This window comes from Fluviicoccus keumensis, assembly GCF_004217445.1.
In the GTDB taxonomy this organism is placed as follows: Bacteria; Pseudomonadota; Gammaproteobacteria; order Pseudomonadales; family Moraxellaceae; genus Fluviicoccus; species Fluviicoccus keumensis.
This window is the reverse complement of the sequence record NZ_SHKX01000012.1, coordinates 489,802-515,841: the sequence shown is the minus strand read 5'-3', so window position 1 is coordinate 515,841 and position 26,040 is coordinate 489,802. Positions and strand designations below refer to the sequence as shown.

Here is a 26,040-nt window from a genome sequence, read left to right as displayed (position 1 = left end):
TGCTTAGTGCCGTGGCAGCAGCAGGACTCCGGCCATAATCAGCAACAGTAACCCACCTATCATCTGCACCCACCGGTTCTGATGCCAGGCCAACGGCCGAGGCTCCTCACGGATCATGCCCTGCGCCGCCAGTACTTTCAGTTGCTGGTTCAGATACTGGCTGACCGTGGCATCCATCTTCGCCAGGTCTTCCTCACTGAGCTTGCCTTCCTTGTCCAGGTTCAATGCCTCCTTGAGCGCTCCGCGTAATTCTTCCGTCGGCAACTCCAACCCGTGACGAGGCGGCTTGCCGGCCTCGCCAGGATGCAAGGAATCAATAATGTCTTCCGGGGTCAATACGGCCATTTCCCATACCCGCCTTATTGCTCTTATTGTGATAAAAAAATGGCAGTTGGCGCATGTAATGTCAACAATAAATGTGTGTGTATTTTTAAGGCAATACCGAAAGAAACATTTGATGTTGGATAGGCTGGCTAGTCGCATAAAAAACCCGCCGAAGCGGGTTTTTTTATGCGAAGCCTGAAACCGGATTACGGCAGCAGGTGCTTCACGGCATCACGCTCTTCCTGCAGTTCCTTCTCGGTGGCCTGCATGCGGGCACGAGAGAACTCGGACACTTCGAGGCCTTGGACGATTTCCCAGTCGCCATTCTTGCAAACGCAAGGGAAGGAGTAGATCAGGCCCTTGTCGATGCCATAGGAACCGTCAGAGTAGACGCCCATGGAAACCCAGTCGCCTTCGGCGGTGCCCAGCGCCCAGGAGCGCATGTGGTCAACGGCGGCGTTGGCGGCGGAAGCAGCGGAGGAAGCGCCACGAGCCTTGATGATGGCCGCACCGCGCTGTTGCACGTTCGGGATGTACTCGTTCACGTACCAGTCGTTGTCGATCAGGCTTTCAGCAGCCTTGCCATCAACAGTGGTCTTGGAGACATCGGGGTATTGGGTAGAAGAGTGGTTGCCCCAGATCGTCATGTTCTTGACGTCGTTGATGGTCTTGCCGGTCTTCTGGGCCAGCTGGGCCATGGCGCGGTTGTGATCGAGGCGGGTCATGGCGGTGAACTGGCGCGGGCTGATGTCCGGCGCGTTGCGCTGGGCGATCAGCGAGTTGGTGTTGGCGGGGTTGCCGACAACCAGCACTTTGATACCGCGGCTGGCGACGGCGTTGATGGCCTTGCCCTGCACGGAGAAGATGGCGGCGTTGGCTTCCAGCAGATCCTTGCGCTCCATGCCGGGGCCGCGCGGACGGGCGCCAACCAGCAGGGCGTAGTCGGCGTCCTTGAAGGCAACCATGGGGTCATCGGTCATGACGATGCCGGCCAGCAGCGGGAACGCGCAGTCGTCCAGCTCCATCGCCACGCCTTCCAGAGCCTTCAGGGCCGGGGTGATTTCCAGCAGTTGCAGAATGACGGGTTGGTCTTTGCCGAGCATGTCGCCGGAAGCGATGCGGAACAGCAGGGAGTAGCTGATCTGGCCAGCTGCGCCGGTAACGGCGACGCGTACGGGTTGTTTCATTCTGGAACTCCTGAGGAAAAGGGCGGGATCACCGGCCCGGGAAGCGGCAAGGCCGTTTGCGGCGGTGCCAAAAGTCGCAGCATTGTACCTAAGCACAGGGCTGCGCTCAATTGAAAGACGTCGCCCCGACGATTGGAATACGGAAAATGCCGTCAGGATTTTGCTAGAATGCGCGGAATCGCCGGAGGCCGCATGTTAATCCGCAAACTGTTCCGTTTTGAAAACGCCCATATCGTCCGTAATTGCAGCAGCGACCGTTGCAGCCGCTCGCTGCACGGCCACAGCTACCAGGTTGAGTTTCTGCTGGAGGCGCACGCGCTGGATAACGGACAGATGGTCTATGATTTCGGTTTGATGAAGGGCGCGGTTCGTACGCTGACCGACAGTTTCGACCATGCTGTCGCGTTCTGGGACAAGGATAACGCCGACTACATCACCGCCTGCAAAACCTTCAGCGCCCGCTGGATCTCGCTGCCGGTTTCCCCCTCCGCTGAACAATTTTCCCGCCTGATGTTTGTCCTGGCGGATGCCGTGCTGAAGCAGACCGAGATGAAAAACGGCGAAGCGGATGTGCGCCTGTATTCCGTGATCGTGCATGAGACACAGACCGGTTACGCCCAGTGCTTCCGCGAAGACATCGACAACCCGCGCATGGGCCTGATCCGGCTGGAAGATATTATCTTCTCCGATCAGGTGCGGGCAGAGTGGCCGGACCCAGAGATGTACGAAAAGCTCAAGCGCGGTGAGCGTTTCATCAATCCTGAGGTCGTGCCGCAAGTTCGCCTGTGATCTGCATCAGGACGAACAGCTGATTTCCATTTTCCGCCCCCAGTCCGGGGGCAGCGCAGCATAGGACTCAAACGCCGGCCACTCCTCGAACGGCGATTGCAACACCGTCATCAAGCGGTCCACTTCACTGAAATCCCCGGCCTCCGCCTTCTGAATGGCTGTCTGCGCCAGATAATTGCGCAGGATATATTTGGGATTGGCCTGGCGCATGGCCTCTTGCCGATCAGTATCATCGCGTCCTTCCTGGCGCAGGCGGGCGACATAGCGCTCAAACCAGGCGTCAAAGGCTTCCCGATCCGGGAAGTCATCCCGCAGGACGCTTCGGATATCCTCGCGCCGGGCCTCACAGAGGCTGCGGAACGTGCGGGTGTAATCCATGCCTTGCTTCATCATCAGGTCCAGCAATCCCATGGCGAGTTCGGTGTCCTCCAGCCGACGCTCAACCAGACCCAACTTGCGGCCCATGCCTTCGTAGTAATGCTCCAGCAGGATCGGCTCATAGCTTTGCAAGGCGGCAACAATGGCGTCCCGTTCGATCAACGGCGACAAGGCATAGGCGAGGGCGTTGAGGTTCCACAGCCCGATGCTGGGCTGCTGGTTCCAGGCATAGCGGCCGGTATGGTCGGAATGATTGCAGACGTAACCGGGCTCGTAGGCGTCCATGAAGCCGAAGGGACCATAATCAAAGGTCGCGCCGGTAATGGAGAAGTTATCGGTATTCATGACGCCGTGCGCAAACCCGGCCAGCTGCCATTCGGCCATCAAACGAGCGGTTCGCGCCACCACGGACTGCAGGAAGGCTTCAACCGGCCTGGCGGCTTCGCGGCATTCCGGGTAATGCCGGTCAATCACGTAATCGACAAATCGGGGCAGCAAATCGGGCCGGTTGTTGAACAGCCATTCAAAATGACCGAAACGGATGTGGCTGTCCGCGACGCGGAGCAGGGTGGCTCCCGGCTCCCGCGTTTCACGTTGCACGGGTTCACGGGAACCGACAATGCACAGCGCGCGCGTGGTGGGAATGCCCAACCCATGCATGGCCTCGCTGCACAGGTATTCGCGGATGCTGGAGCGCAGCACCGCCCGACCGTCGCCAAACCGGGAATAGGGGGTGCGTCCGGCTCCCTTCAGGTGCAAGTCCCAACGTTCGCCCCGGGCATTCAGAACTTCGCCCAGCAGCAAGCCGCGCCCGTCGCCCAATTGCGGGTTGTACTGCCCGAACTGATGGCCGCTATAGGTCATTGCCAACGGCTCGCTGCCCGGGAGCAGGGCATGTCCGCCAAAGTACCTGGCCAGTTCCTCGGCGCGATGTTGCTGCAAATCCAGATCGAGCAGTTCGGCAACCGCCGGATTGGCATGGACCAGATAGGGATCACGCAATGGGGTAGGCGTTAACCGGGTGTAAAGCTCGGGAGAGAGACGGGCAAAGCTGTTGTCAAAGGCGAGCTGTTCGAGCGAAGGCATGGTGGAGATGGCGAAAGTGGTAAACAGGAATCATTATGAATTGATTCTGCGGAAAAGCCACTGCACGCGTCAGATAAAAAAAGGGCCGCAGAAGCGACCCTTTTCTGGTGCAGACACACTCAAACAGCGCTGGGGAAGCTCTTGCGCATCATCATTTCCAGACGACGGCTTTGTTCCTTCAGGCGGTCTTCCATTTCCTTGAAGCGGTTGGTGAAGCTGGCTTCTTCCCACTTCTGGGTCAGTTCCTGCTTCTTGTCCGCCAGCGCCTGCTTCTTCTCGGCGTACCATTCTTCCTTCAGCTTGCCCCAGTCGTTGAGGGTGGCCATGAAAGTGTCGTATTCCTGCTGCATGCGTTGTTTCAGCGCTTCGACATCCACGGTCGGCAGGCGCATCGCTGACTTTTCCAGCTGCAGCTGGGCGCGCTTGAACTGCATCTGCACCTGCGCCTTGCGGATGGTGAAGTCGGGCACACGCTTCAGGTTCTTGGTCAGGCCCACCCACGAGCAGGCGGCGATCAGCCACTTGGTGGGGTCGTACTGCCACCACTTCACGCCGTTCCGGTAGTCATACTGGAAGATGTGGTGGTAGTTGTGATAGCCCTCGCCGTAGGTGAAGAAGGCCAGCACGAAGTTATCGCGGGCGGTATTTTCATCCGTATAGGGCTGGCTGCCCCACATGTGCGCCAGCGAATTGATGAAGAAGGTGGTGTGGTGGCTAAGCACCAGGCGCAGCAGCCCCATCAGCAGCACGACGCCCCAGAAGTCACCGACCAGCCAGCCGAACAGCATCGGCACACCGAAGTTCATCAGCAGCACCAGCTTGATGTAGTGGTTGTGCTGGAACATCACGATCGGGTCTTTCAGCAGATCCTGGGCGTTGCTGAAGTCGGCATAGCCGGTCGGGTAATCCCGGATCATCCAGCCCATGTGCGAGAACCAGAAGCCGCGCTTGGCGGAGTAGGGATCCTTGTCGATCTCATCGACATGACGGTGGTGGACGCGGTGACCCGAGCCCCACATCAGGATGCTGTTCTGGATGGCGGCGGTGCCGAACAACATCAGCGGGATCTTGACCAGCCAATGTGCTTCAAAGGCGCGATGCGACCACAGGCGGTGATAGCCCATGGTGATGCCCAAGCCGTTGGCATACAGATAGCCGACCATCAGCGCCCAGGCCGCCATGCTGAAATCGGCATACATCGCGTACAGCGGAATGGCGATCAGAGCTGCGATCGGCGTCGAAAAGAGGATGATGAAGGCCGGCCAGTTGATAGGGGGCTTGACTTCGGCTTGGCTCATGAAGCACTCCAAAACATGTGTATATTAATTATAGCGTTTATTGCAACACGAAGCGATGACGTTCCGATGAAGGCAAGCGCTTGCAGTTCAGGCTGATGCCCGCTACCAGCTTGATCATGGCCGGCATGCCGGGGCCGATCAGGCTTTTGCCGGAGGTCAGGATGCTGGCCGACAATGCCCGGTCCGGATCCGCCCAGCAGAAAATCGAAATATACCCCAGATGACCGAAGGCATTCTTGCAATTGAGACCGTAGAGGCCGATCGGGCTGTCGCCCAGCATCGGGCCCATGGCGTAGCGCATTGGCAGCAGCAGCATCTTGTCGATTTCCGGCCGTGAAACTTCGATGGTGGCGCGACGGATGGTCATCGGATCAAAAATCTGCTTGCCCTGGTACACGCCGCCGTCGAGCAGCATCTGGAAGAAACGGCCGGCTTCTTCAGCCGTGGAGTAGATGTTGCCGGCCGGGCAGATGGTATCCATGAAGCGTTCGTCGTTGGTGTATTGCTCGACTTCTTCCATGGAGGCGCCAAGGATCTGTTTCAGATACCAGGCCGGGGCCAGCGTCGGCTTGATGCCGGTGCTGTAATTCAGCGCGACCTTGTCGCGCCATTCGGGCGCCAGGCCGTAATTGAAGGTTTCCATGCCCATTGGGTCGCAGACGTTTTCCTGCAGGAACTGCCGTGGCGATTTGCCGGTCACGCGCTCGATGATCTCGCCCAGAATGTAGCCGCCGGTCAGCGCATGGTAGGCGGCGCGATGGCCGCTGGGTGCGATCGGCTTGGCGTTGAAGAGCAGGTCGGCGGCATCCTTGGGGCGGAACAGGAACTCGGGATCGGTGCCGGGCGGCAGGCTGGGCACGCCGCCGCGATGGGCCAGCAGATGATAGATGGTGGCGTCCTGCTTGCCGTTCTTGCCATATTCGGGAATGTAGTGGCTGATCGGGTCCAGCAGATCGATTTCACCGCGTTCATCCAGCAGATGCACCAGCATGGCGGTTACAACCTTGGAGGCTGAAAACAGGCAGATGCGGGTGTCAGGCGTGGCCGGAACCTTGGGGGTATCGGGGGTGTCTTCCGGGCCATTGCCACGGGCGTGGCCAATAGCGCGGTTGAGGATGATCTGGCCATGCCGCCGCAGGCAGATGGTAATGGCGGGGGAGAAACCCGTCCTGTAGGCCCTTTCGACATCGCGCCAGATGCGCTCAACCTGTTTGCGGGTCATGCCGACCGATTCGGGATCGACCTCCTGACCGGGATCGTAGGAGGTCACCTCGGCCAGATTGGCGGGCACCGGACAGCGGTTGAGCGACAGCAATTTCATACAGCGGGATCCTCGGGCTTAGCGCCGTGACCCCGGTCCAGAAGGGGGAGGCCGGTCACGATCGCGCACGGAAGCGGGTTTGAGAAAACGGGTCAGGGGACGGGTGAAGACGGTGACTTCGCTGAGGGTGGACAACTTGTCCACGGATTCACGCATCACGGCCACCTCATCAAGTTGGTCAGTTATCCTGAAGACTACTATTAACAGTTCCAGTACGACTCGACAACAGGAAACCCAAGCCAAAAAGACAAAGGGGGCCAGAAAAACGGCAGCCAGTCCGGTCGCGGTGCCAAAACCGAAAGCCAGCCACACCAGCCAGGCAATAGCGGGAGGAGAGACCACCAAGACGAGCAGATAAACCAACGGAATAATCTGCAAACTGATGTAGTGGTCAAAGCCAACATCAAACAACAGTGTTCGCAGGTAGATGCGCACGGAGGCAATCAGGGCGCCGATGCGATTCATGATGAATCCGGTATGCAAAAGAAAAGCAGCATACCCGCCCATGAGGGTTGCCCGGCAAAAAGTTGCCGGACAAGATTCGCACTTACTTGACGGCTTTGCCGAGACGGGCAACGTCGGCCAGTACCTGGGAAGCGTGCTGGCTGGTATCGACCGATTTATAGCGGGTAACGATTTCTCCTTTCGGATCAATCAGGAAGGTTTCACGTCGGGTATAGCTGACGGGGCCAAAGCCGCCCAAGACGTCCAACTTTGTTGATAGCTGGCGCTGACTGTCCGAAAGGAGGGCAAACGGCAGCTTCAGGTCGTCCGCAAAGCGCTTGTGGGACTCCACGGAATCCAGGCTGACCCCAAGCACCACGATGCCCTGCTTGCTGAAGCTGGCGAACTGGTCGCGAAAGCGCTTGGCCTCCTCGGTGCAACCCGGCGTTGCATCCTTGGGATAAAAGTAGAGCACCACCCAGCGTCCCTTGAACTCGTCCAGGGTACGGACTTTTCCACTCTGGTCCGGCAAGGAAAAGGCGGGTGCTTTCATGCCAACCCAGTCAGCCAGGGCGGGCAGGGCAACGATAGCGGCAAGCAAGGCGGCAGCGAAACGTTTCATGGCGTCACCATTTGATGTACTGGTCTTCAACAAAACCTGTAAGCCCATTCAAGCTGATTTCTTCGTTATCCACCAGCATACAACCACTGAACTCACCGAAGACCTGACGGAAATGACTGGTAACCAGCCCGGCTCGCACTACCTCCCGATGCATGCCCATGGGCTGGAAGCGAAGCCGCAACGTATTGTTATCCGCGGTAACTTCCCAGGTTTCCAAGGGGTTCTCGGGATCAAAGTCAAAACGCGTGAAATGCAGGGGGATCAATTTACCGTTGAGCCAGAAGCAGTTTTCACTGAAGCCGGTTTCGTTGACTCCCGCGGAAACATTCAGGCCGATTCGCTGGCCTTTACGCGGGCCCTCCTGTATCACGCCGGAAAAGCAGGCCCAGTTCCACCAGGTTTCGCGCCGCATGTAGCCGCAGGAAAAATCATGATGGCCATAGGCTCCGATCTCGGCCAAATCATGCCGTTTGCCGTTCAGTTCCAGGAAACCATAAAGAGGTTGACCGGCAACCTTGCAGGCATAGGTAAAGCCGCTGTAGCCAGTACGGGTGCATAACGACATCGGCTCAAAGTCTTGCTCGTCGAGCCGGGCTTCCAACGTCAGCTCCTTGCAATGGATCACCAGTGTCTTTTCCCGGGGCTGATTGCGGTAATTCAGCCGGATGTCGACCAGTCCGGGGAGGTGAAAGCGGGATTCGCCCTCACGTGGATTGGAGGCGAGTGTCAGCCCCAGCCCGACCGGGCTGCGCCACGAACGGGACCACAGCTGGCGGGTGTTGACGTCATAGACATAAACAAAGGCCACAGCCATGTAGCGCAAATGAGCCAGCGCACATCCAAAAATCAGGGTGCCGCTCATGCCGCCCAGATATTGAAAGTCCTTGTTCCCGACCCATGAGGCCAGCTTGCTGCGAACCTCGCCGAACGCATTCCGGTAAATGAAGTCATCACGATTGATATGACGAAGGGAATCTCGAAAATGGCCAAAGCGGGGTTTGCCATTCACGATCAGGGGGCTTTCGGCGTCAAGGGGCTGGTACATGGTCGGGACTGCTGCAGGTGGCAAGATCAGAAAGAGTATAGTCGCAAAAAAAGCGAAAATTGCCTTTATGCGCCATCCGGCCGACACCCGGCGCGACTTGACATTTCTCACTAAAAACGGCGCAATACATGAATGAATATTCATTCATGAACTGGAAATTGACGTCATGAACACAGGCGCATCGCCTTTACCTGCCAAGCAGCAACAGAAACAAGATGCCATTCTCCTGGCCGCATTGACGCTCTTTGCGCAAAAGGGCTTTCACGGCGCCGCCGTACCGGATGTCGCCAAACTGGCGGATGTCGGCACCGGAACGATCTACCGGTATTTCGCCAGCAAGGAAGAGCTGGTCAATGCTGTGTTCCGTCGCGCCAAATCCATTTTGCGTGACACCCTGATGGAAGGCGGTTTTGATTTTGCCTTACCGGCGCGCACGCTGTTCCATCAGTTCTGGGAGCGACTGACGCGTTTTGCGGATATATATCCCCAGGAGTTCCATTTTTTGGAGATGCAGGATCATTTGCCCTATCTTGATGACGAGAGCCGTCAAATTGAATTACAGGTGTTGCTGCCAATTTGGCACTTTTGTGTGGAGGCGAGGGCGAAAGGTACGGCGCGGGCCATCGAACCGGGCGTGCTGATGGCCCTGATCTGGGGGGCGTTCGTGGGGGTGCGAAAGGCGGCCTATAACGGCTATCTGAGCTTGAGCCGGGAGTCATTGGAACAGGCTGAAGAAGCCTGCTGGGCGATGTTCGCCCGATAGTGACGCAGGCCGGAGGGATTTCCCCGGCCTGTTGATTACGCGGCCTTTTGAGTCGCGTCTTCCAGAATATGCACGAAGTCCAGGGAAATGGGATGCTGCCTGACGAGATCAAGCAGGGTCTTTCCGTCCTCGTTAACGGCGTTGATGTCCCGGCCTTCCTCAAGGAAGAAACAGATAAAACGCTCGAAATCATAGGCGCGCATGTGCTTGTAAGCGGTATTCAGGACATGAAAATCGGCATTGACGCCAGCGGGCGGCTGACGATTAAGGTAGCCGCGAACGCGATCGTCGCTCCAATCTTCACCGAAACGGGCGGGTTGTGACAGGGCCATGAGTGGGCTTCCGGATTAAACGAGGCGGGAATTCTGCGATAAAAAACGAAGGCCCGTCAATGATGACGGGCCTTGAAGCATTCAGAGCTTGGGCTGAATGCCGTTTTCGTCGGGGAGGGTGATGTCCATTTCCAGGACTTCCATGCCATCCTTTTTCTGCTGCTTGATATCCACGGCGCTGTCAGGCACCTGAATATACTTGCGCACAACGGCAAGGATTTCCTCGCGCAGCTTCGGCAGGTACGACGCGCCTGAACTGTCACGGTCTCCACGCTGGGTGGCGACCACGACCATCAGGCGCTCCTTGGCTTTGGAGGCCGTATTTTTTTTGTCGGTGCCAAAAAGGCTATCAAACCAAGCCATGACTTAACTCCCCAGCAACCAGGCGAGCAATCCCTTCTTCTCTACGTTCATGAAACGATGCGGGCGGTCCTCGCCCAGGAAACGGGCGACCAAGTCGTCGTAAGCCTTGCCGGCGTCGCTTTCCTGATCGTTAATGACTGGCGAACCGTCGTTGGAGGAGGTCAGCACGGCCGGAGATTCCGGAATGGCGCCCAACAGTTCAATGGACAGGATTTCCTTGACATCATCCACAGACATCATCTCACCCTGCTCGACACGCTTGGGATTGTAGCGGGTCAGCACCAGATGTTCCTTCAGACGGCCTTGGCCTGACTCGACCTTCTGCGTTTTGCTGGCCAGCAGGCCCAGCACGCGGTCAGAGTCACGCACCGATGATACTTCGGGGTTGGTGACAATCAGGGCCTCATCAGCAAAATACATGGCCAGATGCGCACCCTTTTCGATACCGGCGGGAGAGTCGCAGATAATGAAGTCGAAGTCATTCTTCAGTTCATTCAGGACACGTTCAACGCCGTCCTGGGTGAGAGCGTCCTTGTCACGAGTCTGGGAAGCGGCCAGGACATACAGGTTTTCAAGATTCTTGTCCTTGATCAGCGCTTGCTGGATGCGGGCTTCATTGTGGATCACGTTCACGAAGTCGAACACCACCCGGCGCTCGCAACCCATGATCAGGTCGAGGTTACGAAGACCCACGTCAAAATCAATGACGACGGTCTTGTAACCACGGCGCGCCAGCCCGGTAGCGAACGAGGCGCTGGTAGTGGTTTTGCCGACGCCGCCCTTACCCGAGGTAACGACGATGACTTTGGCTTTGGCTTTGGCTTTATCTTTGGCCACGGTTCCATTTCCCCCAACATAAAGGTGGTGTTAATAATCGAGCGATTCTATCTCTAAATGACTGTCTTCCGACAGCCAGCACTGCACACCCTTGCCGTGCAATTGTGTCGGAATTTGTTCCGACACCATGTAGACGCCGGCAATGGCCAGCAATTCCGCTTCCATTTTCTTGCAGAAGATGCGGGCACCCGGATTTCCCGCTGCGCCTGCGATGGCGCGCCCACGCAAGGTGTTGTAAACATGGATGCAACCGTCGGCAATCAGTTCGGCTCCCGGGCTGACCGGCGCCATGACGATAAGGTCACTGCGTTCAGCGTAAATCTGCTGGCCGGAGCGGACAGGGTCCGTAATGATGCGCGCAGGCAGGGATACAGGGGCGGGCGTATTGGGTTTCGCCGCCGGAGTGGCAGGCTTGACGTTGCGCGGCTGCGTATGGTCCGGAGGCAGGATCGGCAGTTCCAGCGCCGAGGCCTGGGCAGTCAGGATGCCGTCCGAAACGCCCAGCACCTGCAAACCGGTCTTGCGCAGTATTTTAACCAGCCACGACAGATCAAGATCAATCTGCGATTCGATGATGACGGGAAGACCCTGTTTGAGATTGGGGTTTTCAACGGTCAGCTGGGTCAGGTCTTCAATAATGGCCTGGGTGTCAGCGGATTGTACTCTAAGCCGGGAAAGGGTCAGTATGCGACCCATCAAGCGCAAGGCCCGTTGTTCTTCCATAGGTATAGTCGTCTTGGTATATGCGCCCCTGTAGCCGGGGCATTCGAATCGAAAGGCGCAAGATACTGCGAGTTGCCTGCCAAAACAAGCATTCCGGAACACCCTTTTACGATTTTGCTGACGCTTCGTCACGCTTCCATTGCTGGACGCTTACCTGCGCCTTGACCAGGTCAATGGCTTCGAGGGCGATTTGCTCGATAGCCTGCGTCACCTCGGGATCGGGGCGGGTGAAATTATCGTAAAGCGACCCCGCCATGACTTCCAGGGCAGGGTTATCAGGCTGTCCCAGATCGCTGATGATGCGGGAGGCAATGCCGTTGACCAGACTTCCGGCCATTTCCTGAATTTCGAGTTCGAGACGGCCGCCAATCAGCGGCAAGCGGCGTCGAAGCGCCTGCCATTCGGGGTTTTCCCGTATGGCTTCAGCGGTGACGTCTTCAAGATATACGGCCAGCGCCTGTTCGTGTTTGGCATAGCTGTGCGCGGCAACATGACTGAGCTGACGCGAAACCCACTGCACCAGCACCTCGCGATGAGGGTCAAGAATGCGCTCGCGCACCTGGCCGGAAACCGGGCCTCCCGAGCGGATTTCCCGTTGCACGCCATCCAGTACATTGACCACGATGCGGTCGGAAATCTCTTCCAGGATGACACTGTAGTATTTTTGGACGGTCTCGATCAGTCCGGTGCCGATGACCAGCAGGCCCATGCGATTGAGACGATAGAAAATGGAAACCAGCCGCAGCAATCGCAAGCCCTGAAGGCCGGGAATAATGCCCAGAACATCATACCAATGGATGAAAGGGTAGAAAAACCAGCGATGATAACTACGCCGGATAACAGCAATTCCCCAACGAAGCAGCAGTTCGGTGATCAGGAAACCGGTCAGCAGCGTGTCGTATAGCAAGGCAAGGTGATGCCAGTTGGCCCGGTAATCCGGGATGATATCGGGGCGATACCAATGAACCATCATCCCTGCGCCGGAGTTGAGCAACAGCGTATCGAGCAACAGCCAGAGTAAATTGATGGCAATCAGCAGGAGAACAAAGAAATCAAGCGCTAACCAGGGAGCTTCGGCGCGGTGTTGTCTGAGCGCTTGCCAGCGGATAGGCATGCGTATAATCCGGGAATGATGAGAGTGAGCTGGAATGGGGTTCCGGTACTAGGTACCGGAACCCCATACCGTTAAAACAGGCTAAGGAAGGCTTCGCTGGCGAGGATGCGGTCGAAACGCTCCATGGCGTAGACTTTTTCGGTTGCCGGGAGGCAGGGACAGACAATGGCGGCTCGCAAGGTCTTGCGCACCAGCTTCTGCTTTTCTTCAGCCGTCTTCGGATAGCGCTGCAGTTTGAACAAGGCCATCTGGCGGGAAACACGCAAGTCCTGTTCTTCCGCCGGGCTGGGCAAGTCCAGCAGGATTTCCAGCAACAGGCAATGCTGGTTGAACAGCGTCAACTGCTGGCCTGGCTCCAGGTCCTGGGTGCGGGGCAGGTGGGCCCAGCGCTTTTCCAGCTCTTCGGCAAATGACGTCGGCAGACTCTCTGCATCCCAACCTTGTTGTTGTTCGGCAGGTTCACCGGCAAACACCGCCTCTTCAGCTGCTTGGCAAAACTCCATCAGCTTGCCAAGCAACTGGATATCGGTGCGGAAACCGGCTTTCTGAGCGGATTTCTGCTGTACATCAAGATGCTGGCGGATGCTGCTCAGACGCGCGCGCAACTGCTGCTGCTGCTCACGGGGCACATTCAGGCTCAAGGACTCAAAGGCATCCACCAGGGCGGCGGCAACTTCGCTGCCGTCGTCAGAACCCATTACCTCTTCAATCTGATCAAGCAAACGGGATGCCTGATCAACCATGTCCTGCTCTTCGACCTTGTGTTGGGTCTTGGCCTCTTCGCGACGGGCAAAGAGCGAGTCACAATGCTGACGAAACTCCTCCCACAGCTTCTGATCGCGGGCATGACCGCAAGATCCGGTTTCCTTCCAGGCCTGTTGCAATTGCTTGGCGGTTTCGCAAGCGGTGCGGATATCCTCCTGATCCAGCAAAGCCGACGCCTGCTGCACCAGTGCTAGCTTACGGGCTTCCTGCTGCTGGTATTCAGCCTGCAGTTTATCTTCCAATGCATTGATAATGCTGGAGAAGCGGGCCTGAAGCGGCTTATGCGCCTTGGCGCTGACCGGGTGGTGACGCTGCCATTCTTCACGGGCTGTGCGCAGAATGGCGACATGACGCTGCCAGTTCACTTCCGGCGGCATGTTGTCCAAATACTGCTGCAATTCATCACAGAGCGCTGTTCTGGCAACCGCATTGGCATCCTCGCGAGCCTTCTGTTCATCAAGATGCTGTTTGACCGGTTCCCAAGCCTTCTGGCCAATATCCTGGAACTGCTTCCACAAGGCGCGCTCGGCTTCGGTATTCATCTTGCCCAGCGCATTCCATTCGGCCTGCAACTGCTTGATTGCCTCCTGATGCGCGGAAAGGTCGCCGGAAGGCGCATCAACCAGCGCCGTCATCTTCTGCACCAGTTCTTCCTTCTTGGGCATAATGGCGAATTTGGCCCAGTCCTTCAGCTTGTATACCTCGTCGCCCAGTTCCTGGAGGAGAGCACTTTTAATCTTTTCATTCTTGGCCAGTTGCCGGGCTTCCTTGAGGACCTTTTCGGCCTCCTGCACATGCCCGTCCTGAACCTGGGCGGCCAAGCGCTCAAGCAACGCCTGCAATTCCGGAGAGGGATCGCGGGGCGCCTTCTGGGCCTTTTCGGCACGGGCCGGCGCTTTCTTGCGCGGGGCGTGCAATTGCGCCTGTTCGACCAGGGCAGCGGCAGTCTTCAGCAAGCGCGGCACGCGCGATTGCCGGTTCAGGGACAACGGCTTCAGCAGGTCGGCCAAACGACTCAGGTTGCCTTGGTCATCCGGTTGCGAGGCCAACGCAGCAACCAGAACGGCTATCTCGCCCTGCACGGCATCGGCCTGATCCAGCAGCTTATCCAGCTGGCGGGCATCTTTGGTCAGCGCTTCGTAACGATGGCGAAGACCACTTTCAGGAGCCGCCACCGGCAGGGTTCCAGCCCAGCGCCCTTCAAGTTGGGCAAAGACGCCGTGGAATTCAGCGTGGGATATCCAGGTCTCGGATTCGGCAAGGACATCCAGCCGGGCCTGCAACGCATCGACGATGTCATGCTGCTCCTGACGGGCATTGACTTCGGCCTCCGAAGCACGGGTTGCCTCCGCCAGGGCAAAACGGGCGGATTGCAATGCCGTCTCAAATCGGGTTTGCAGTTCCGGGGTAATTCCGGAATCGGCCTTGGACGCGGCTTCCTTCCATTGCTTTTCAAGGCTGATCAGTTTGGCGGCATAAAGCGGAGAAACCGCCATACGGCTCTGTGCTTCGGCATCGTGACAGAGTTTTTCCAGATGCCGGGTTTGCTGTTCGCGAGCCTTGCTTTCGGCATGCACGGAATCAAGACGGTGGCGAATCTGCTTGTACAGACCCTTGTCCTTGTGGCGGATGGCGTCAGCGGCGAAACCCAGCAGGGTTTCATCAGTAATCTGGGCGGCAGCCAGCTGGCGGATGCGTGAACTGGGGTGCTCGCTGACAATCGAGGCGAGCACATTCTGATCGTCAATATGCGACAGGGCTTTTTCGCGGATTTCAGGCGTGGCGCCGAACAGGGCGAAGGCCTGTAAGCGGTCAATATCCTGAAGCTTGAAAAAATCCGGATTGCCGTTATCGACGACCAGCAGTTCGCCCAAGCGCTGTTCAATCGTTTTACGGGCGGCCGCGCCGCTCATTCGATGCTTCTGGATCAGCTGACCGACATTGGCCGTCGACTGAAGCGCATTCTGACGCTGCTGGGCTTCCTTGGTCTTGGCCAACTCTTTGAGATCAGGGCGGGGCGCACTTTTGGGAGGAGGCGGGGTGCGGCCGGACGGCTTGACGGGTGTTGGTTGCGGTTTAGCGTCGGACAGCCCCAGCCAGCGCTTGAAAATATCTGCAATACCCATAGTAACGCCTTGATTATTCGTTAGTTATTGTCAGGTCCGCTGATTAAGGTCGCTCATCAGCAAGTCTTTTTCCTGCCAGATGCGGGATATCCATCCCTGAAACTCTTCGCGGAATATCGGATCGTTTTCGTAATCGCCTTGTGTATAGGCAACCGGAATCGACCTGATCTTGGTGGATACAATAACCCGCCTGACACGTCCTGACCAGAAGTCGACGAAACTTGGACGGCCTTCGGGGTAAAGAATGGTCACATCGAGCAGATTTTTCATTTCCGGACCCAGAGCGGCGAAAGCGAAAGCGACGCCGGCTGACTTGGGTTTGAGCAAATGAATATAGGGCGAGTCCTGCCGACGGTGTTTTTCAGGGGTGTACCGTGTTCCTTCAAGGAAATTGAGAATGGCGAAAGGGTGGCGGCTGATCCGGGTGCAGGAGTTGCGCGTGGTTTCAATATCCTTACCGCGCAGATGCGGCTTTCTGGCCAGAAAGTCCTTGGAATAGCGCTTCATGAAGGGGAAATCCATCGCCACCAGCGCCATGCCCAACAGGGGAATCCACAGTAATTCCTGCTTGGTGAAAAAACGGATGAAGGGAATGCGCTTGCTGAATACCGAAAACAGGACAATCACGTCAATCCAGCTTTGGTGGTTACTGACCAGAAAATAGTTGCTGCGATAATCAAGTTCTTCCGGAATATCCACGTGCCATTCGATGGGAGGCAGCAGTTGCATCAGCTTCTTGTTCAGGACAGCCCAGTTTTCCGCCACCAGGATGAAAAATCGGGTCAGCGGCTTGTTCCAATGGGGAAGAAACACCTTCAGCGGCATGCCGACGGTGATCAGTCCGGCATGTATGGCTGTATTGATAATCAGCAGTGTTAGCGTTACTAGCCCCAGAATCGGCGCAGGCAGGAATCCCAGCATGACGTCCCCGTTTGGCACTCCGGCAGTGCGTGCAAAGAACAGTATGGTATGGGGTTGCGGATGGGGCCGCAACCCTCGCACTGCCAGAGGTCATAACCGTCTGGCGTCAGGCGATTACACCGCGCTTTTTCAGATCAGCCACCTGATCGGTCGAATAGCCCTGACCTTGCAAAACGATATCGCTTTCGGCGCCCAAATGTCCGCCGGACAGGATGTACTGAACGGGAGTGGCGCTGAAAACGACCGGGCAGCCGATCTGCCGCTGCGTTTCGCCATTGGCCATGGGGACATCCACTACCATATTGCGCGCCTTGATCTGCGGATGTTCGCAGGCTTCGGCAAAGGTCAGTACGGGCTCAACACAGACATCCATGGCCGAGAACAGGGTATTCCATTCCGCCAGCGTCTTTTGCAGGATGATATCGCGAATGGCGGTCTTGACCTGATGCACCGTGGCCGGATCCTTGCTGATACCGAGCGGAATCAGTTCCGGCTGGCCGATCGCCATGCAGAAACCCGAGAAGAATTGGGGCTCCAATCCGGCAATGCTGAGGAAACGGCTGTCCGAGGTGCGGTAGCAGTCATAGAACGAGCCGCCATTCAGGCCATCCGTTTCCGGCTTGGGCTGGTCATTGCCGACCAGGGCGGGCGGGGCTGTCAGGGCCTGCAGGCTGAACGCAGCGTCCGTCAATGAAACATCCACAAACTGACCCTCGCCGGTTTTCATGCGATGAATGACTGCCGCCAGAATACCGTTGACCGCATAAAGCCCGCCAGTGATATCGGCGGCCTGAATCGGCAAGGGCAGAGGGCCTGCATCCTGACGACCGGTGTAATCCATGATGCCCGCAATGGCCAGATAGTTCAGATCGTGACCCGCGCGGTTCTTGTAGATGCCGTTCTGGCCATAGCCGGTAATGGCGCAGTAAATCAGTTTCGGATTGATGACTTTCAATTCCTCGTAGCCGATCCCTAGCCGCGACATGACGCCGGGACGGAATTGCTCCACCACAATGTCGTATTCCTTCACCAGATTGCGCACGATCTCGATGCCTTCCGCTGTCTTCAGGTCAATCGCGATACCGCTTTTATTCCGGTTCAGGCTGGCATGGCAGGATGACAGGCCGTTACTGTCGAACGGAGGCATGATCCGGACCATGTCCGGCCGGGTCGGGGCTTCCACACGCAACACCATTGCGCCCATATCCGCCAGCACGCGGGTGCCGAAAGGACCGGGCAGCAGGCCCGTAAAATCCAGAACTTTCAATCCAGCCAGTGCAGTCATCGTCATGCCTCGTCAGTTTGTTGTACAAGCGTCCAAAATGTTTGGCATACGATAAAAGAGTTAGCGCGAAAAAGCTATCGCTTGCTCGGTATTTTTAGCGGAGAGGGAAATGCAGCTTTTGAATCAGGCAGGCCAGGCCAGGATCAGGGCCAGGCCGCCGACAGAAGCCATTCCGAAGGCGACGCCGATACGCTTGAAGAGGCTGCGATCGCCAAGGATGGCCGTGGCGGCAGCTTTGAAGGCCAGGTTGGAAATGGCGGCCGTCAGCACCAGTCGCCAGCCGGTTTCAGGCTCCAGCAGGGTCTGACTTACCAGACGGCCGGTGGAGAGGGTGATGGCATCTACATCCGTCAATCCGGAGATCGTGGCGATCAGGTACAAACCGCTTTCGCCCAGATAATCACGGGTAGCGGCCACCGCCAGCAGAATCCCGGCATACAGCGCCCCGAAGAAAATAGCGCTGCCAAGTTCAGTCGGATTTTCCTGCTCAGGCATTTCGGTCGCTTCGCCGCTGCGTTGAAAATACATCAGGGCGGAAATGACCGACATCAGCAGGAACATCACCAGTAAGGGCGGGGTGAGGGCGACAGCCTGTTTGGGGGCGATGACGGTGAACACGAGCGTGATTCGCAAAAAAGCCACGGTAGACGCCAGCATGATGGCAAGCGCCGCCAGCGAACTGGCTTCGGGAGCCCCTTTGGTGCGACGGGCATAGGACACGGTGGTTGCCGTACTGGAAATAAGACCGCCAATCAGTCCGGCCAAGAGCGTGCCGGCCGTTTCCCGGAAAAGCTTGTAAGCGGCGTAACCAAACAGGCTGATTCCGACAATGATGACCACCATTCGCCAGATATCAAAAGGATTGAGCACGCTGTACGGGCCAAAGTTCTCATCGGGCAACAGCGGCAGGATCACCAGGGCAATGGCGGTGAAACGCATGATGGCGTGGATATCATGATCGCCCATCTTGCGCACGGACTCATGAAGGTAGTCTTTCAACTGCAACAAAACAGCGACCAGACCGCCCAATACCACGGCGATCCCCATGCTACCGATGCAAAGATAGGCACCCAGGCAATACATGACCAGACCGGCAACCTCCGTCGTCAGGCCGGGGTCGTAGGACTTGCGCTGCTTGATGATGCTGGCGCTGATCACCAGCGCCGTCATGGAAGCGATGCCCGCGCCCAGGATCCAGCCGCCGAAATGTTCGGCCAACAATCCGCTCAGGGTTCCGGAAACCGTAATCAGGGGAAAAGTGCGGATCCCGGCAACTTCCGCCGCGGCCCGCTCACGCTGAAGGCCGACCAGCAGGCCAAGGCCGATGGCTACCGCTAGGATCTGAAAGGTATGAATATCCATGCGCTCACTTCGTCAGGCGTCGGGAGGCAGCTCCTGCCAGCGCTGATACATGAAAGCCTCCAACGGCTGGAAGCGGGTCTTGTAAGCCATCTTGGGGCTTTCCTGCACCCAGTAGCCCAAGTACACATAGGGCAAGCCCAGCCGGATTGCTTCACCGATTTGCCAGAGAACCGCCAGCGTACCGAGACTCCGCTTTTCTTCCTCGGGGTCGTAGAAAGTGTACACCGCTGAAAGCCCGTTGCGCAGGAAATCACAGACCGCGACCGCCAGCAGTTTCCCGTCATGCCGGAACTCCACCAGCCGCGTATTGCACCAATCGGAAAAAAGGAAAGAAACATACTGGGCAATGGACGGAGGGAACATATCACCGTCCGCATGCCTTATATGAATATATTTTGCATATAAATCATAATGTTCCTGAACGAAGTTCGCGTTAACTGAAGTGATTTCAACATCAGCATTACGCATTCTCGTCTTGCGTTGCTGGCGGTTGGGCTCAAAAGCATCAACCGGAATGCGTACAGGGATACAGGCCTGACAATCCTGGCATTGCGGTCGATAGATATAGTTGCCGCTGCGGCGGAACCCGTACAGCGAGAGCTGACCATAAAGCGTGCTATTCATGGGCGCCTGAGGATCGGCAAACAACGTGATTGCCTTGCGGTCGTCCAGATAACTGCACGCATGCGGCGGCGTGCTGAAAAATTTGATGCCCGATGAAGCCGTCATCGCGGTATTCCTGATTCTTGTTTTGAGGAAGAATAGCCTGCTTTCAGAAAGGAGTGCAGTGATTTATCGCCTGCACCGGCCGCCAGTCGGGTGATTCACGATAACGCTCGGTCGCCAGCACCGTCATGAACTGCTCACGGGGGATGGTGAATGCCCCAAGACTCATCAGATGCTCGTTAGGTAACTGGCAGTCCACCAGTGGAAAGCCCCAACCGGCGCACAGGTGCATCAAAAAAGCAAAAGCCGTCTTGGAGGCATCGGTTTCCCGACTGAACATCGACTCGCCGAAAAACAGGCGCCCAAGGTTCATGCCGTAAAGTCCGCCCACCAGCTCTCCCGAGGCGTTCCAGACTTCGACGGAGTGCGCCAGGCCCTGAAGATGGAGTTCCGTGTAGCTACGAATCATCTCTTCGTTGATCCAGGTCGAATTGGCATAGCTTCGGGGAGCGGCGCACAGGCGCATGACCTGGGTGAAGCATTTGTCGACCGTGATGGTAAATACGCCGGATTTCAGTCGCTTTCTCAGGGAGCGGCTGGGCGTAAAGCGGGAGGGATCAATAACGCAGCGGGGATCAGGCGACCACCACAGGATCGGCCACCCGGGGTTGTACCACGGGAAAATGCCGTGCGTGTATGCCAGGCGGAGTGTCTGAGGAAGCAGGTCGCCGCCGATCGCCAGCAAACCGTCCTCATCCGCCTGATCAACAGCCGGAAAGGCGCGGGGACGTGGCGTTAGCGGGACCGGCGGCATGATGGCGTTCCGCTAATTGATTCACAACATCTTGTTATGAATCAATTAGTAAAGTGACTTACTTAAGGTTATCCAGATACTTCTCTGCATCCAGGGCAGCCATGCAACCGCTGCCGGCAGAAGTAATCGCCTGGCGATACACATGGTCCGCCACATCGCCGGCGGCAAAAACACCCTCGACGCTGGTTGCGGTGGCATTGCCCTCGGACCCGCTCCGGACCTTGAGATAGCCGTTATTCATCTCAAGCTGGCCGGCAAAAATGTCGGTATTGGGCTTGTGGCCAATCGCGATGAACACACCGGCGACATCCAGGTTACGGGTGGAACCGTCAACCACGCTCTTCAGGCGGACACCGGTAACGCCGCTGTCGTCCCCCAGCACCTCATCCAATGTATGGTTCCAGACAATCGAGATTTTACCTTCCTTTTCACGGGCAAAAAGATGATCCTGAAGGATTTTCTCTGACTTTACCTTGTCGCGGCGGTGAACCAGTGTCACGTGGTCGGCGATATTGGAAAGATAAAGCGCTTCTTCAACCGCCGTATTGCCACCGCCGACCACCAACACTTTCTGGCCGCGATAGAAGAAACCGTCACAGGTTGCGCAGGCGCTGACGCCGCGGCCGCTGAAGGCTTGTTCGGAATCCAGACCCAGATACTGCGCCGAGGCGCCGGTTGCAATAATGACGGCGTCAGCGGTGTAGTGACCGCTATCGCCCTGAAGCACAAAGGGGCGTTGCTTGAAGTCTACGGTATGGATGTGATCGAAAATCACCTCGGTGCCGAAGCGCTCCGCATGTTGCTGCATGCGCACCATCAGATCCGGGCCGGTCAGCCCATGAACGTCGCCGGGCCAGTTATCGACTTCAGTGGTGGTGGTCAGCTGGCCGCCGGCCTGCATGCCGGTAATCACCACCGGCTTCAGGTTGGCGCGGGCGGCATAGACTGCGGCGGTGTAACCGGCGGGGCCGGAACCAAGGATCAGCAGGCGAAGGTGGCGGGATTCCATACAACAAGCTCCAGGGACAAATACAGGGTCAAGGATTGGGATTATACTGACATCAATCTCCTGATGATGGGGATGCGACAAACAAAAACCAAGGGGCCATTCATGAAGATAGGGATTCCGCGCGAACGCAAGCCGCTGGAGGGACGTGTCGCCCTGACACCCGCCGCAGTCCGGGAGCTGATTGCCGACGGGAATGAAGTTCGGGTTGAAACCGGCGCAGGGGTCAAAGCAGGATTTGCCGATGCGGATTTCCGGCAGTCAGGCGCCATCATTGCGGATAGCTTGGCGGAGATCTATGCCTGTGATCTGGTGGTCAAGGTGAAGGAGCCGCAGCCGGAAGAATTTCCGTTGCTGCGTCCGGGCCTGATGCTGTTCTGCTACCTGCATCTGGCGGCTTGTCCCGATGTCCTGGCCCAATTACTGGAGAAGCGTGTCACCGCTTTCGCCTTCGAAACGGTGACGGTGGGCGGCCGCTTGCCGTTGCTGGCCCCGATGAGCGCCATTGCCGGACGGATTGCCGTCCAGATAGGCATGCACTACCTGCAACAGCCCGAGGGCGGGGCCGGACTCTTGTTGGGCGGAGTGATGAATACTCCACCGGGCAAGGTTGTGGTGCTGGGGGCGGGCGTCGCCGGCAGCCATGCGGCGATCATGGCGTCAGCTCTGGGCGCGGATGTCTGGGTGCTCGATCAGTCCGAGGCCGCGCTGGAAGCCCTGCACAGTCAGCATCGCAGCATTAATTGCCTGCGTTATGACGAACGCGCGCTCACCATGCTGGCCCCGGATACCGACTTGTTGATCGGCGCGGTCCTGTTGCCCGGAGCCGAGGCTCCGCGGCTGGTTTCACGCGCCTTGCTGGCCAAGCTGCCGAGGGGCAGGGTTGTCGTGGATATTGCCATTGATCAGGGGGGATGCATCGAGGGAATACGGCCGACAGACTGGCGCGCTCCGTTGTACTGGGAAGACGGCCTGGGCTTCGCCGCCGTCACGAACATGCCCGGCGCGGTACCCCGCACATCTGCTCAGGCCCTCAGCCGGGCGATTTTGCCGCACGTGCGCTTTCTGGGTACCGGCGACTGGAAAAAAGACCAGGTTTTCCATACCGCGCTGGCGACCGAAAACGGCGTCATCCGCCACCCGGCGCTGCTGCCGGCCTGACCCGCAAAGCCTGACGCCGTCAGGCTTTGCAACGATTTGCGAATGCCTCTGGCTTTATCGGCGCGGGTAGCATACTCTTGCCGTTTTTGTCGGCCTCGATGCAGATACGGACTCCGTTGTGACAGCCTTTTTTACCCGAACACCCGAAAACAAGAAGCCTTCCCTGAACCGCCCGCCGGTTCCCGTTCCCGAGCGTCCGGTGCATCACAAAGGTGTCCGCGAAGTCCAGTCGGCGCTTTGGCTGGGGATCGGCCTGTACCTTTTCGTCGCGCTGCTGACATATTCCCCCCTGGATCCCGGCTGGTCGCGCGTCAGCAGCGATACGCTTGAAGTGACCAATGCCGCCGGTATTGCCGGCGCCTGGCTTGCTGACATCTTCCATAGCTTTCTCGGTTCCGCTTCGCTGCTGATCCCGGTTTTTTGCCTTTTCGAGATCATGACCATATGGCGGCCGAAGGCCGTGCCGGTCAACATGGTGATCCGCGCCATGTCCAATGCGCTCAGCCTGATCGCCTGCAGTGCGCTTTTTGCGCTGCATTCCTATGTGGCCGATGAAAACATCATCAATGCCGCCGGCGGCATCATCGGGCTGGAAGTGGCGCAGGGGCTTTACGGCAACTTTGGCCTGTTCGGCCCCACCGTCCTGCTTGTGGTTGTGCTGACCTTCAACCTCAGCCTCGTCTCGGGATTCCCCTGGAAACTGGCCCTTGAAGCGACGGGTTATCCATTGTATGCCTTTCTGCTTAATATCCAGCAAGGCTTCCGCCGCAAGGTGGCGGAATACCGGGAACACAAAATCCGTAGTGCGGAATTGCAGCGCGCCATTTCCCAGTCCGAGCAGCAATTCCAGATCAATATCACCAACCCCAAGGTGCAGGCGCAATTGGGAGATGAGGGCCGGGTTGACCCGGTCGTGCCGGTTGCCGTTGCGGCGGCCGCTGTGGTCGCGGCGGATGCAGCCCAGGCGGCTGAGCATCTGGATCAGGCGGTTGTTGAGTCCGCCCACCCCGAAGAAGTGCCGCAACTGATGGCCGAGTTGAACGAGGTGATCGCCGGATTTGACCACGCTTCTGAACCGGTCGTTTCGAGCCCCGACCTTGCGGACGATGATTTCCCGGTAATCTCCGATGCCTTGCCCGTATTGACCGCGGACCGTGATCCAGCCGAAGCGCTCATGGCGGATCTTGACGCGATGGTGCGTGATCTGCCCGATGAAACTCTCGCCGCACCGTTGCTTCCGGATGACTTGCCGGTTCTGGAGACAACCGCCAGCGAGGCCGAGGTGGTGCATCAGGTTACCGAGCAATGGCTGGGAGAGGGCGCTGAGCGTGATGCCGACCTGTCCGCCAAACTTGATGAGGCCGTTGTACACGGTGCGGTCGAAACCGCGCTCCATCCGGCAATTCCCGCCGATCCCGTTGCCGTGATTGCACCTGAGACGCAGGAACCAGCGCCGCTGGACGATCTGCCGGTCGATATAACGCCCGAGCTGGCATCGGCTCCGGAATCCACGGATATTCTGGATACGCTGGTGGATGACGATGGCGATCTGGACTTCATCAGCGCGGCCGAACAGGAAGCGATTGATGAACTCGTCACCACCATGACCGAGCATCCTGACGAGGTCAGCGGCTTCCTGGTCGATGAAGACTCGATTATCGAGCCGCGCCAGCCCGCACCCGCGGAACTGCCCGCGACCCCTCCGGCCGTAGCCACGCTGGCTGTCCGCGACGATGCTCCGTCCCGTCGTCGCTGGTATGAAATCCCGTCCCTGGATCTGCTGGAAAAGCCGGATGTGAACCGCAAACCCGGTTTTACGCCGGAACAACTTGAACGGCTTTCCAAACTGCTGGAAATCAAGCTCAAGGAATTCAACATTGACGCCCGCGTTGTCGATGCGCATCCCGGCCCGGTGATTACCCGCTTTGAAATTGATCCGGCTCCCGGCACCAAGGTCGCCAAGATCACCAATATCGCCAAGGACCTGGCGCGCTCCATGGCCATGATTTCGGTGCGCGTGGTGGAAGTCATCCCCGGCAAGTCAACGGTCGGCATTGAAATCCCCAACGCCCATCGCGAAGTGGTTCGTTTACTGGAAATCCTGTCAGCGCCGCATTACCAGGAAAAGGAATCGCCGGTCAGCCTGGCGCTGGGCAAGGATATCAGCGGTAAACCCGTCGTGGCTGATCTGGCCCGCATGCCGCACCTGCTGGTGGCGGGTACAACCGGCTCCGGCAAGTCGGTCGGCGTCAACGCCATGCTGATCAGTATCCTGTACAAGGCGACGCCCGAAGAAGTCCGCCTGATCCTGATCGACCCGAAAATGCTGGAACTGTCGATCTACGACAAGATTCCGCACCTGCTGACGCCGGTCGTGACCGACATGAAGGATGCCGGCAATGCGCTGCGCTGGTCGGTGGGCGAAATGGAGCGCCGCTACAAGCTGATGGCGGCTGTCGGTGTGCGTAATCTGGCCGGCTTCAACAAGAAGCTGGATGAAGCCGAAGCCCGTGGCGAGAACATTCTGGACCCGATCTGGAAGAAGGAAGATTCCGGCTTGCAGGATGTCCCGCCCAAGCTGAAGAAAATGCCGTTCATTGTCATCGTGATCGACGAATTTGCCGACATGATGATGACTACCGGCAAGAAAGCGGAGGAACTGATCGCCCGTATCGCCCAGAAGGCGCGGGCGGCGGGGATCCACCTGATTCTGGCCACGCAGCGTCCGTCCGTTGATGTCATCACCGGCTTGATCAAAGCCAACGTACCGTCACGCATCGCCTTCCAGGTATCCAGCAAGATCGACTCCCGCACCATTCTCGACCAGCCCGGCGCTGATCAGTTGCTGGGCCACGGCGACATGCTGTTCCAGCCGGTTGGCACCAATATTCCCGAGCGCGTGCACGGCGCTTTTGTCAGCGATGATGAAGTCCACCGTGTTTGTGACGCCTGGCGGATCTTGGGCGAACCGGATTACATTGACGAAATCCTCGAAGGCGACTTCAACGAAGACGGCACACCCAGCAAGGGCGTTTCCGGCGGCATGGGGGATGAAGATGCCGATGCCGAGCAGGATCCCCTGTACGATGAAGCCGTGGCTTTCGTGCTGGAAACCCGTCGCGCTTCGATCTCGTTTGTTCAACGTAAATTCAAGATCGGCTATAACCGCGCCGCGCGTCTCATTGAGGCGATGGAAATGGCCGGACTGGTCAGCTCGATGCAGAGCAATGGCCAACGCGAAGTGATTTCCCCGCAACACGATTGAGCCGGAACTTACAGAAGCCACACCAAGCCCCTGTTGAGAGGGG

23 protein-coding genes and 1 pseudogene are annotated in these 26,040 nt (G+C 57.8%); 4 read left to right on the top strand and 20 right to left on the bottom strand.

The window, feature by feature from the left end; genetic code table 11:
• Positions 1 to 3 precede the first annotated feature (3 nt).
• Entirely contained in the window at positions 4 to 345 is a 342-nt protein-coding gene (locus tag EV700_RS10590) for a hypothetical protein (protein ID WP_130413511.1), read from the bottom strand.
• 185 nt (positions 346 to 530) lie between these two features.
• The gene (locus tag EV700_RS10585) at positions 531 to 1,511 is read right to left on the bottom strand and encodes a malate dehydrogenase (RefSeq protein ID WP_130413509.1); all 981 of its coding nucleotides are present in this window, start codon (positions 1,509 to 1,511) and stop codon (positions 531 to 533) included.
• Between the two features lie 192 nt (positions 1,512 to 1,703).
• Between EV700_RS10585 and EV700_RS10580 the strand changes: the two genes are divergently transcribed.
• Positions 1,704 to 2,300: a 6-pyruvoyl trahydropterin synthase family protein gene (locus EV700_RS10580; protein WP_130413507.1), complete on the top strand. Its 597-nt coding sequence runs from the start codon at positions 1,704 to 1,706 to the stop codon at positions 2,298 to 2,300.
• 6 nt (positions 2,301 to 2,306) lie between these two features.
• On the opposite strand, the gene EV700_RS10575 is transcribed toward EV700_RS10580, so the two are convergent.
• The 6 genes from EV700_RS10575 to EV700_RS10550 form a co-directional block, all read right to left on the bottom strand.
• A complete protein-coding gene (locus EV700_RS10575; protein ID WP_130413505.1) occupies positions 2,307 to 3,764 on the bottom strand; it encodes a protein adenylyltransferase SelO in 1,458 nt (485 codons plus the stop codon).
• A gap of 119 nt (positions 3,765 to 3,883) precedes the next feature.
• Positions 3,884 to 5,062, bottom strand: a complete 1,179-nt coding sequence (locus EV700_RS10570) for a fatty acid desaturase (protein WP_130413503.1) — start codon at positions 5,060 to 5,062, stop codon at positions 3,884 to 3,886.
• A gap of 37 nt (positions 5,063 to 5,099) precedes the next feature.
• Complete coding sequence (locus EV700_RS10565) at positions 5,100 to 6,383, bottom strand: serine hydrolase domain-containing protein (RefSeq protein ID WP_130413501.1); 1,284 nt, start codon at positions 6,381 to 6,383, stop codon at positions 5,100 to 5,102.
• 18 nt (positions 6,384 to 6,401) lie between these two features.
• Complete coding sequence (locus tag EV700_RS10560) at positions 6,402 to 6,848, bottom strand: DUF4282 domain-containing protein (protein WP_165391425.1); 447 nt, start codon at positions 6,846 to 6,848, stop codon at positions 6,402 to 6,404.
• Positions 6,849 to 6,930: 82 nt separating this feature from the next.
• Complete coding sequence (locus EV700_RS10555; protein WP_165391424.1) at positions 6,931 to 7,449, bottom strand: peroxiredoxin; 519 nt, start codon at positions 7,447 to 7,449, stop codon at positions 6,931 to 6,933.
• A gap of 4 nt (positions 7,450 to 7,453) precedes the next feature.
• Entirely contained in the window at positions 7,454 to 8,494 is a 1,041-nt protein-coding gene (locus tag EV700_RS10550) for a DUF2804 domain-containing protein (RefSeq protein WP_165391423.1), read from the bottom strand.
• Positions 8,495 to 8,660: 166 nt separating this feature from the next.
• Here EV700_RS10550 and EV700_RS10545 point away from each other — a divergent pair, with 166 nt between their 5' ends.
• A complete protein-coding gene (locus EV700_RS10545; protein WP_130413493.1) occupies positions 8,661 to 9,257 on the top strand; it encodes a TetR/AcrR family transcriptional regulator in 597 nt (198 codons plus the stop codon).
• A gap of 35 nt (positions 9,258 to 9,292) precedes the next feature.
• On the opposite strand, the gene EV700_RS10540 is transcribed toward EV700_RS10545, so the two are convergent.
• The 12 genes and pseudogenes from EV700_RS10540 to trxB form a co-directional block, all read right to left on the bottom strand.
• Positions 9,293 to 9,589, bottom strand: coding sequence for a PA4642 family protein (locus EV700_RS10540; protein ID WP_130413491.1), 297 nt, complete (start codon positions 9,587 to 9,589; stop codon positions 9,293 to 9,295).
• Positions 9,590 to 9,670: 81 nt separating this feature from the next.
• Positions 9,671 to 9,952, bottom strand: coding sequence for a cell division topological specificity factor MinE (gene minE / locus EV700_RS10535; protein ID WP_130413489.1), 282 nt, complete (start codon positions 9,950 to 9,952; stop codon positions 9,671 to 9,673).
• A gap of 3 nt (positions 9,953 to 9,955) precedes the next feature.
• The gene (minD, locus tag EV700_RS10530; protein ID WP_130413487.1) at positions 9,956 to 10,789 is read right to left on the bottom strand and encodes a septum site-determining protein MinD; all 834 of its coding nucleotides are present in this window, start codon (positions 10,787 to 10,789) and stop codon (positions 9,956 to 9,958) included.
• A 30-nt stretch (positions 10,790 to 10,819) separates the two neighbouring features.
• Positions 10,820 to 11,512 (bottom strand): septum site-determining protein MinC, encoded by a 693-nt coding sequence (minC, locus tag EV700_RS10525; RefSeq protein ID WP_130413485.1) that lies wholly within the window; start codon positions 11,510 to 11,512, stop codon positions 10,820 to 10,822.
• Positions 11,513 to 11,618: 106 nt separating this feature from the next.
• On the bottom strand, positions 11,619 to 12,626 hold the full coding sequence (locus EV700_RS10520) for a hypothetical protein (RefSeq protein ID WP_130413483.1): 1,008 nt from the start codon (positions 12,624 to 12,626) through the stop codon (positions 11,619 to 11,621).
• Between the two features lie 71 nt (positions 12,627 to 12,697).
• A complete protein-coding gene (locus tag EV700_RS10515) occupies positions 12,698 to 15,517 on the bottom strand; it encodes a DUF349 domain-containing protein (protein WP_130413481.1) in 2,820 nt (939 codons plus the stop codon).
• Between the two features lie 30 nt (positions 15,518 to 15,547).
• The gene (locus tag EV700_RS10510) at positions 15,548 to 16,438 is read right to left on the bottom strand and encodes an acyltransferase (protein ID WP_130413479.1); all 891 of its coding nucleotides are present in this window, start codon (positions 16,436 to 16,438) and stop codon (positions 15,548 to 15,550) included.
• Positions 16,439 to 16,628: 190 nt separating this feature from the next.
• Positions 16,629 to 17,723, bottom strand: a pseudogene (locus EV700_RS10505) (CaiB/BaiF CoA transferase family protein); the annotation flags it as partial.
• A 123-nt stretch (positions 17,724 to 17,846) separates the two neighbouring features.
• Positions 17,847 to 19,085: an MgtC/SapB family protein gene (locus EV700_RS10500; protein ID WP_130413475.1), complete on the bottom strand. Its 1,239-nt coding sequence runs from the start codon at positions 19,083 to 19,085 to the stop codon at positions 17,847 to 17,849.
• Between the two features lie 12 nt (positions 19,086 to 19,097).
• Positions 19,098 to 19,814, bottom strand: coding sequence for an arginyltransferase (locus EV700_RS10495; protein ID WP_130413473.1), 717 nt, complete (start codon positions 19,812 to 19,814; stop codon positions 19,098 to 19,100).
• A 43-nt stretch (positions 19,815 to 19,857) separates the two neighbouring features.
• Positions 19,858 to 20,565, bottom strand: a complete 708-nt coding sequence (aat, locus tag EV700_RS10490) for a leucyl/phenylalanyl-tRNA--protein transferase (protein WP_130413471.1) — start codon at positions 20,563 to 20,565, stop codon at positions 19,858 to 19,860.
• A gap of 58 nt (positions 20,566 to 20,623) precedes the next feature.
• Positions 20,624 to 21,574, bottom strand: a complete 951-nt coding sequence (gene trxB / locus EV700_RS10485) for a thioredoxin-disulfide reductase (RefSeq protein WP_130413469.1) — start codon at positions 21,572 to 21,574, stop codon at positions 20,624 to 20,626.
• 102 nt (positions 21,575 to 21,676) lie between these two features.
• Here trxB and EV700_RS10480 point away from each other — a divergent pair, with 102 nt between their 5' ends.
• Both EV700_RS10480 and EV700_RS10475 read left to right on the top strand, forming a co-directional pair.
• Complete coding sequence (locus tag EV700_RS10480) at positions 21,677 to 22,732, top strand: alanine dehydrogenase (protein ID WP_165391422.1); 1,056 nt, start codon at positions 21,677 to 21,679, stop codon at positions 22,730 to 22,732.
• A 118-nt stretch (positions 22,733 to 22,850) separates the two neighbouring features.
• Complete coding sequence (locus EV700_RS10475; protein WP_130413465.1) at positions 22,851 to 25,997, top strand: DNA translocase FtsK; 3,147 nt, start codon at positions 22,851 to 22,853, stop codon at positions 25,995 to 25,997.
• The last annotated feature ends 43 nt before the right edge of the window (positions 25,998 to 26,040 follow it).

Coding starts and splice junctions, on each gene's coding strand:
- EV700_RS10495 (WP_130413473.1), bottom strand. CDS start 19,814: ATGACGGCTTCATCGGGCATCAAATTTTTCAGCACGCCGCCGCATGCG.
- EV700_RS10520 (WP_130413483.1), bottom strand. CDS start 12,626: ATGCCTATCCGCTGGCAAGCGCTCAGACAACACCGCGCCGAAGCTCCC.
- EV700_RS10555 (WP_165391424.1), bottom strand. CDS start 7,449: ATGAAACGTTTCGCTGCCGCCTTGCTTGCCGCTATCGTTGCCCTGCCC.
- EV700_RS10560 (WP_165391425.1), bottom strand. CDS start 6,848: ATGAATCGCATCGGCGCCCTGATTGCCTCCGTGCGCATCTACCTGCGA.
- EV700_RS10550 (WP_165391423.1), bottom strand. CDS start 8,494: ATGTACCAGCCCCTTGACGCCGAAAGCCCCCTGATCGTGAATGGCAAA.
- EV700_RS10570 (WP_130413503.1), bottom strand. CDS start 5,062: ATGAGCCAAGCCGAAGTCAAGCCCCCTATCAACTGGCCGGCCTTCATC.
- EV700_RS10515 (WP_130413481.1), bottom strand. CDS start 15,517: ATGGGTATTGCAGATATTTTCAAGCGCTGGCTGGGGCTGTCCGACGCT.
- trxB (WP_130413469.1), bottom strand. CDS start 21,574: ATGGAATCCCGCCACCTTCGCCTGCTGATCCTTGGTTCCGGCCCCGCC.
- EV700_RS10565 (WP_130413501.1), bottom strand. CDS start 6,383: ATGAAATTGCTGTCGCTCAACCGCTGTCCGGTGCCCGCCAATCTGGCC.
- EV700_RS10480 (WP_165391422.1), top strand. CDS start 21,677: ATGAAGATAGGGATTCCGCGCGAACGCAAGCCGCTGGAGGGACGTGTC.
- EV700_RS10590 (WP_130413511.1), bottom strand. CDS start 345: ATGGCCGTATTGACCCCGGAAGACATTATTGATTCCTTGCATCCTGGC.
- EV700_RS10580 (WP_130413507.1), top strand. CDS start 1,704: ATGTTAATCCGCAAACTGTTCCGTTTTGAAAACGCCCATATCGTCCGT.
- minC (WP_130413485.1), bottom strand. CDS start 11,512: ATGGAAGAACAACGGGCCTTGCGCTTGATGGGTCGCATACTGACCCTT.
- EV700_RS10540 (WP_130413491.1), bottom strand. CDS start 9,589: ATGGCCCTGTCACAACCCGCCCGTTTCGGTGAAGATTGGAGCGACGAT.
- EV700_RS10500 (WP_130413475.1), bottom strand. CDS start 19,085: ATGGATATTCATACCTTTCAGATCCTAGCGGTAGCCATCGGCCTTGGC.
- EV700_RS10585 (WP_130413509.1), bottom strand. CDS start 1,511: ATGAAACAACCCGTACGCGTCGCCGTTACCGGCGCAGCTGGCCAGATC.
- minE (WP_130413489.1), bottom strand. CDS start 9,952: ATGGCTTGGTTTGATAGCCTTTTTGGCACCGACAAAAAAAATACGGCC.
- EV700_RS10545 (WP_130413493.1), top strand. CDS start 8,661: ATGAACACAGGCGCATCGCCTTTACCTGCCAAGCAGCAACAGAAACAA.
- EV700_RS10510 (WP_130413479.1), bottom strand. CDS start 16,438: ATGCTGGGATTCCTGCCTGCGCCGATTCTGGGGCTAGTAACGCTAACA.
- aat (WP_130413471.1), bottom strand. CDS start 20,565: ATGCCGCCGGTCCCGCTAACGCCACGTCCCCGCGCCTTTCCGGCTGTT.
- EV700_RS10575 (WP_130413505.1), bottom strand. CDS start 3,764: ATGCCTTCGCTCGAACAGCTCGCCTTTGACAACAGCTTTGCCCGTCTC.